General features: G+C 47.5%; 6 protein-coding genes and 3 pseudogenes. 7 read left to right on the forward strand and 2 right to left on the reverse strand.

All coding sequences use genetic code 11. The annotated features are described in order from the left end of the window. Positions 1–62: 62 nt before the first annotated feature. Positions 63–488 (forward strand): annotated as a pseudogene (locus BEA93_RS23880) (YagK/YfjJ domain-containing protein); the annotation flags it as partial. A gap of 207 nt (positions 489–695) precedes the next feature. On the opposite strand, the gene BEA93_RS25415 reads toward BEA93_RS23880, so the two are convergent. Then, complete coding sequence (locus BEA93_RS25415; RefSeq protein ID WP_001385640.1) at positions 696–845, reverse strand: hypothetical protein; 150 nt, start codon at positions 843–845, stop codon at positions 696–698. A gap of 14 nt (positions 846–859) precedes the next feature. Here BEA93_RS25415 and BEA93_RS25155 point away from each other — a divergent pair, with 14 nt between their 5' ends. The 4 genes and pseudogenes from BEA93_RS25155 to BEA93_RS23900 all read left to right on the forward strand — a co-directional run. Beyond that, on the forward strand, positions 860–1,432 hold the full coding sequence (locus BEA93_RS25155; protein WP_000991606.1) for a hypothetical protein: 573 nt from the start codon (positions 860–862) through the stop codon (positions 1,430–1,432). A 68-nt stretch (positions 1,433–1,500) separates the two neighbouring features. Then, complete coding sequence (locus BEA93_RS23890) at positions 1,501–1,734, forward strand: helix-turn-helix transcriptional regulator (RefSeq protein WP_000958492.1); 234 nt, start codon at positions 1,501–1,503, stop codon at positions 1,732–1,734. Positions 1,735–2,011: 277 nt separating this feature from the next. Continuing rightward, entirely contained in the window at positions 2,012–2,512 is a 501-nt protein-coding gene (locus BEA93_RS23895; protein WP_105224694.1) for a hypothetical protein, read from the forward strand. A gap of 198 nt (positions 2,513–2,710) precedes the next feature. Continuing rightward, positions 2,711–2,974, forward strand: a pseudogene (locus BEA93_RS23900) (IS21 family transposase); the annotation flags it as partial. 248 nt (positions 2,975–3,222) lie between these two features. On the opposite strand, the gene BEA93_RS23905 reads toward BEA93_RS23900, so the two are convergent. Continuing rightward, positions 3,223–3,429, reverse strand: coding sequence for a FaeA/PapI family transcriptional regulator (locus BEA93_RS23905; RefSeq protein WP_059327727.1), 207 nt, complete (start codon positions 3,427–3,429; stop codon positions 3,223–3,225). A 568-nt stretch (positions 3,430–3,997) separates the two neighbouring features. Between BEA93_RS23905 and daaA the strand changes: the two genes are divergently transcribed. Then, positions 3,998–4,297: a F1845 fimbrial adhesin operon transcriptional regulator DaaA gene (daaA, locus tag BEA93_RS23910; protein WP_059328220.1), complete on the forward strand. Its 300-nt coding sequence runs from the start codon at positions 3,998–4,000 to the stop codon at positions 4,295–4,297. 7 nt (positions 4,298–4,304) lie between these two features. Next, positions 4,305–4,598 (forward strand): annotated as a pseudogene (locus BEA93_RS23915) (fimbrial protein); the annotation flags it as partial.

The following is a 4,598-nucleotide window of genomic DNA, read 5'->3' on the forward strand; positions in this document are numbered from 1 at the left end:
CAGAAGGAAGTTATACGAATACCGGAATGCTAATGGCGTGAAAATTTCTGTGAAGATGAGGTCACCGGAACATTACGCTCAACAAAGATACCTGGTGCTCGCCAGGGGATTTCACCGTTCCTTCTTCGCTGGCGACACTGATCAAGCTGGCATGGTGTAGTGCTCTGCATCTTGAGCCCTGGCAGAGTAATGGACTGGTTCATTTTTCCAGGCGGACGCCTTTCCGTAAACCGGCATCATCTGATGCTCGCCCTTCTTCCGATGATACGCCTTTGTCGGGTGGATGTTCTGAAACTAGGAAGGCTTCAGACAAAAAGCCGGGTGAATCCGCTGTGCTCTGGGTCAAGCGTGGTGATGTGGAAGCGATGCAGAAAGCCATGGAGAGAGCCCTTTATCTCGTGAAGTATGAGACGAAGCAGCATGACGGTTCTGGTCAACGTAATTATGGTTGCAGTCGTGGGGCAGGGCGTCTTCTGGATGGCAGGTGAGCCCTGTAAAACGGCATCCGGTACCAGAGTGTATGTCACGGTAAGGGCGTCAGCCAACGCCCTTAGATCGTTTTCTGCTAATCGCCCTGAAGTCATGAAACGGTATTTTTATCTGCTTCCGCTCCTGGAAACAATCCGTCGGTAAAAACTTACCGGGATGATTAATGATGTGAACCGAAGTCAACGGAGATCACCACCTCAGGAATTTTACACCTGTCTGGTCTCCTGACTGTCCTGGCATACGACATCTGCCATCCCCGGTTCCACGGTTATCACATCAACAACCTCAGTACACGACGCCTTCAGTTTCACCATACGCTCGTCTTTCGCTGGCGGGGATGCGTCGTGTGTTTCCATATGGAGCATATCTTATGAATGCTATCCCTTATTTCGACTATAGCATGGCACCCTTCTGGCCATCTTATCAGAACAAAATCGTCGGCGTTCTCAATCGTGCGCTGCGTGAACAGTCCTGCTCCCGGGTACGGCGGATCCTGCTTCGTCTGCCGTGGGAACATGACAACGCCTTCAGTTGCAGAAAGACCTGGTTAGGCATGGATTTTATCGAAACCGTCAGTGCGCTGATGAATGCAACCCCCGGACGTGATCTCTGCTGGATCCTGACCCGTCATCCTGAAAAGCCGGAATACCACGTGGTGCTGTGCGTCAGACAGGAGTATTTCGATGGCCCTGAACTGGACCGGCTGATTCTGGATGCCTGGAGCAACGTACTGGGCTTCGCGTCACCGGGTGAAGCGGCACCGTACCAGAAACAGATAACACGGGATGTGGTGCTGGACAGTCGTTCACCGGACTGCGAAGACATCCTCAAAGAGTTGATATGGGCGTTCAGTGATTTCGCCCGCGATCGTCGTGGTGTGCGCGATCCGGAAGCCCGTTACCTCGCCGGTAATCCCTGGTATCCCGTAGCAGGCCAGCTCTGAAAGCACAGTTCAGCAGATTCCCCCGCATTTGCACAACCTTCATAAATCTCACAAAGGACATTCTGACCATGTTGACCACAACAAGCCACGACAGCGTATTGCTGCGTGCCGACGATCCCCTGATCGACATGAACTACATCACCAGTTTCACCGGTATGACCGATAAATGGTTTTACAAGCTGATCAGTGAAGGTCATTTCCCTAAACCCATCAAACTGGGGCGCAGCAGCCGCTGGTACAAAAGTGAAGTGGAGCAGTGGATGCAGCAGCGAATTGAGGAATCACGAGGAGCAGCAGCATGAAACGTGTTGTAATGCCAGTACGCTGGCAATGTGCGAAATGCCGGCGCTGGTATTGTGGAAATCAGCCCTGTCCCTGGTGCTGGCGCTGACAACTCCCGCTCATCTTTCTGCTGGCACCCTCTGGCCAGCCAACTGTTTGTCATCATTTCCTGACTGATTCGTCATTCCCTTCGTCCCGCCAGTCACTGGTGTTTGTATCGTATCGTGCCGGTGTCGATGTGCGCTTTCCGTGTGTCTGGTCTGCACCGGCTTAACAAAATTCAACGGGGATAAAATAGTGCAAATAACCGAAGCCTTACTTTCAGCGCCGGGGGAAATCCGGCGTTTTTTTCAGCAGGCGGTGGACCACTGGCCAAATCTGTTGGCATTTCACTTCACGCTCCATTCGGCAGAAGGAAACATCAACGGGCAACAGATTAATGCATTCCGTACTTCCTTTTATGAACGTATTACTGAGCGTAATCACACTGCCAGTCCATCATCGCCGGTGGTATTACGCTGGCTGCGGGAACAACATGGAGGAGCAACAATACGATGCCTGTTGCTGCTCAGCCAGACGAGCATTTGCCATCCGCGGGCCAGACTCAGCGTTGATGAAGAATGTTCGCAAGTGGTGGATTTACTGCAACAGACCTGGTGGATGATAAGTGCTGGCGGACAATGCCGGGTGGAAAGGTGTTTTCGGGTTACCCGGCCTGATACATCAGAGCAATACGTTGCGTTAAAAACGGCTGTTCAGTCTCTGATGCCACTGGTTATTGCAACAATTATCCGGTGATGATCGGGAGAAATATCGACTCTTCCGTTAATTTTTACAGACTGATAAAGTTTTGTCTGCTGAATCTTTATACAGAATTCTCTTCAGTGTGAGTACACGAATTGATATGAGACGACAATAACTCAGCCCGCCTGGCGCCGATTATTCTGGCCGGTTTTGTAACCTGAGTGTCATTTACATGATCCAACAGGAAATGGCGTGACGCTCAATACTTCTCAGGTCAGTTACTATATGACTCAGCGTAAGAAAGGTATAACTCAGCATATCTCGACCATGAAGGCTGGTATCTCAGTCCGTTCTGGTCGTCGGATCGAAAAAGGAGATTGGGCAAAAAACAGTGTTCGGCACTGGCGCACACGCAAAGATCCTCTGGAAGCTGTGTGGGACAGCATGCTTGTTCCTCTGTTGAAAGAGAGGCCGGCTCTGACACCAACAACTCTGCTGGAGATGTTACAGGATAGGTGTTTATCCAAACATCACAGCTAATGAGGCAGAAGAGGCCATCCATCAGAAAAATTGCGGCGTTGGCAGTATTGACACTGCGGGATACTGCATCAGTAATCTGTATCTGAGAGTGGTATAAAAATCTTGATTAGACAACATTTCAGATAACGCCGTAAAGTAACAATATAAGTTCTTGGTTGTTAAATCATGGTTATATTTCAGTAGAGGGATGAGTTAATTTTATGCAGGAAAAATGCATATTTTTATTAATAATTTTCCGTTTCCCTTACTATCTCCCATAAAGTACGGGCACCACGACGAAGAGGCGTACGCCTTATTTTCCCCTCTTTTTCAAGACACATAAGGTAATGGCGGGCCTGATAAGCACTCATTTCAAAACGCGAAGCAATATCACTCGTTCTGCATGGTGTCTTTATTTCCTGAATAAAATCCAGTATCTGCTTTTTCTTCATCTTCTGTTAACACTCTTAGCTGTAATCCTTTTTATTATACATCCTTACTTACGTTGAATCTCATTGCCATCTTTTATCATTGTAACCACATGAAAATAAAGGATGTTAGTAATAGTAGTGCTCTGTTTTGACTGTTTATTGCTTTATTGAGTGGTTAGTGATTGGGCATATTTTTGTTTCTGTGTTTTTAATTTCCCTGTTTAATATTTTTTATTATTCTAAATTCATATTTTTTGTGAAAATTAGGATCTGTTTTTTGATGAATATCTAAATAAGAACAAAAAAACTGTCAAGGAGGCAATATTGGTGTTTACAAAAACAACGATCTTTTTATCTGTTTTTTGTTTTGTTTTTGGTTTTTTATCCTAAGTTGTCGGGATTTTGTCAGGATTTTGTGCTATTAAATAGTTGTTGTTTGGTCATAAAGATCGTGAAATTAATGTTTTTCGCTATAAAACACCGTGATAGTCTTTACCGCAGAAAACAGGACGACAGCAGAGTGAATACGTTTTTGTTATCCGGATTTATGTCGTCTTTTTGTCTGGTTATGTTTCTGGAATAGATGTAAATGAGCAGCAGTGACCTGTATCTGAGCAAGAAACACGGGTGTACTTTGTCACCCGGAAAAATGTCAGAGAGCCAGTTCTGGTTATTAGCTGAAATATCTCCGGTTCACAGTGAAAAGGTTCTTAATGCGCTGAGGGATTTTCTGGTTCTGGGTTATACCCGAAGGGAGGCCTGTGAACGACATGAGGTTTCTCAGGGATATTTCTCTGGTGCTCTCGGGCGTATTCAGCGTACCCATCAGGCGGTAAACAGGCTGGTTCCTTTTTATATATCAGAAGCCGGTATTCCATATACGGGATAACAGTTGCATGAAAAATTTATCGCTTTCAGTACTTCTGCTTCTGGCAGGGGGCGGGGTTTCTCACGCCGCTGTTCAGAAAACCGTATTCAGCGCTGACGTGGTGGCCTCGGCCTGTCATGTGGTGGTGGATGCGGACAGTACCGGCAACAGTGGCCGGCTGACATTCGGGACTTACCGCAAGTCCACAGGGGCGTCTGTGCCGCCGCGTGACTTCACTGTGCGTCTGTATGAGTCCGGTGCCACGGTTCAGGGCTGCTCAGCCTTTCAGGCAGGGCAGGTCGCCACCCTGGATTTTGGTAAC

Origin of the sequence: Escherichia sp. MOD1-EC5950, from assembly GCF_002965345.1 — a bacterium.
Taxonomy (GTDB): domain Bacteria; phylum Pseudomonadota; class Gammaproteobacteria; order Enterobacterales; family Enterobacteriaceae; genus Escherichia; species Escherichia marmotae.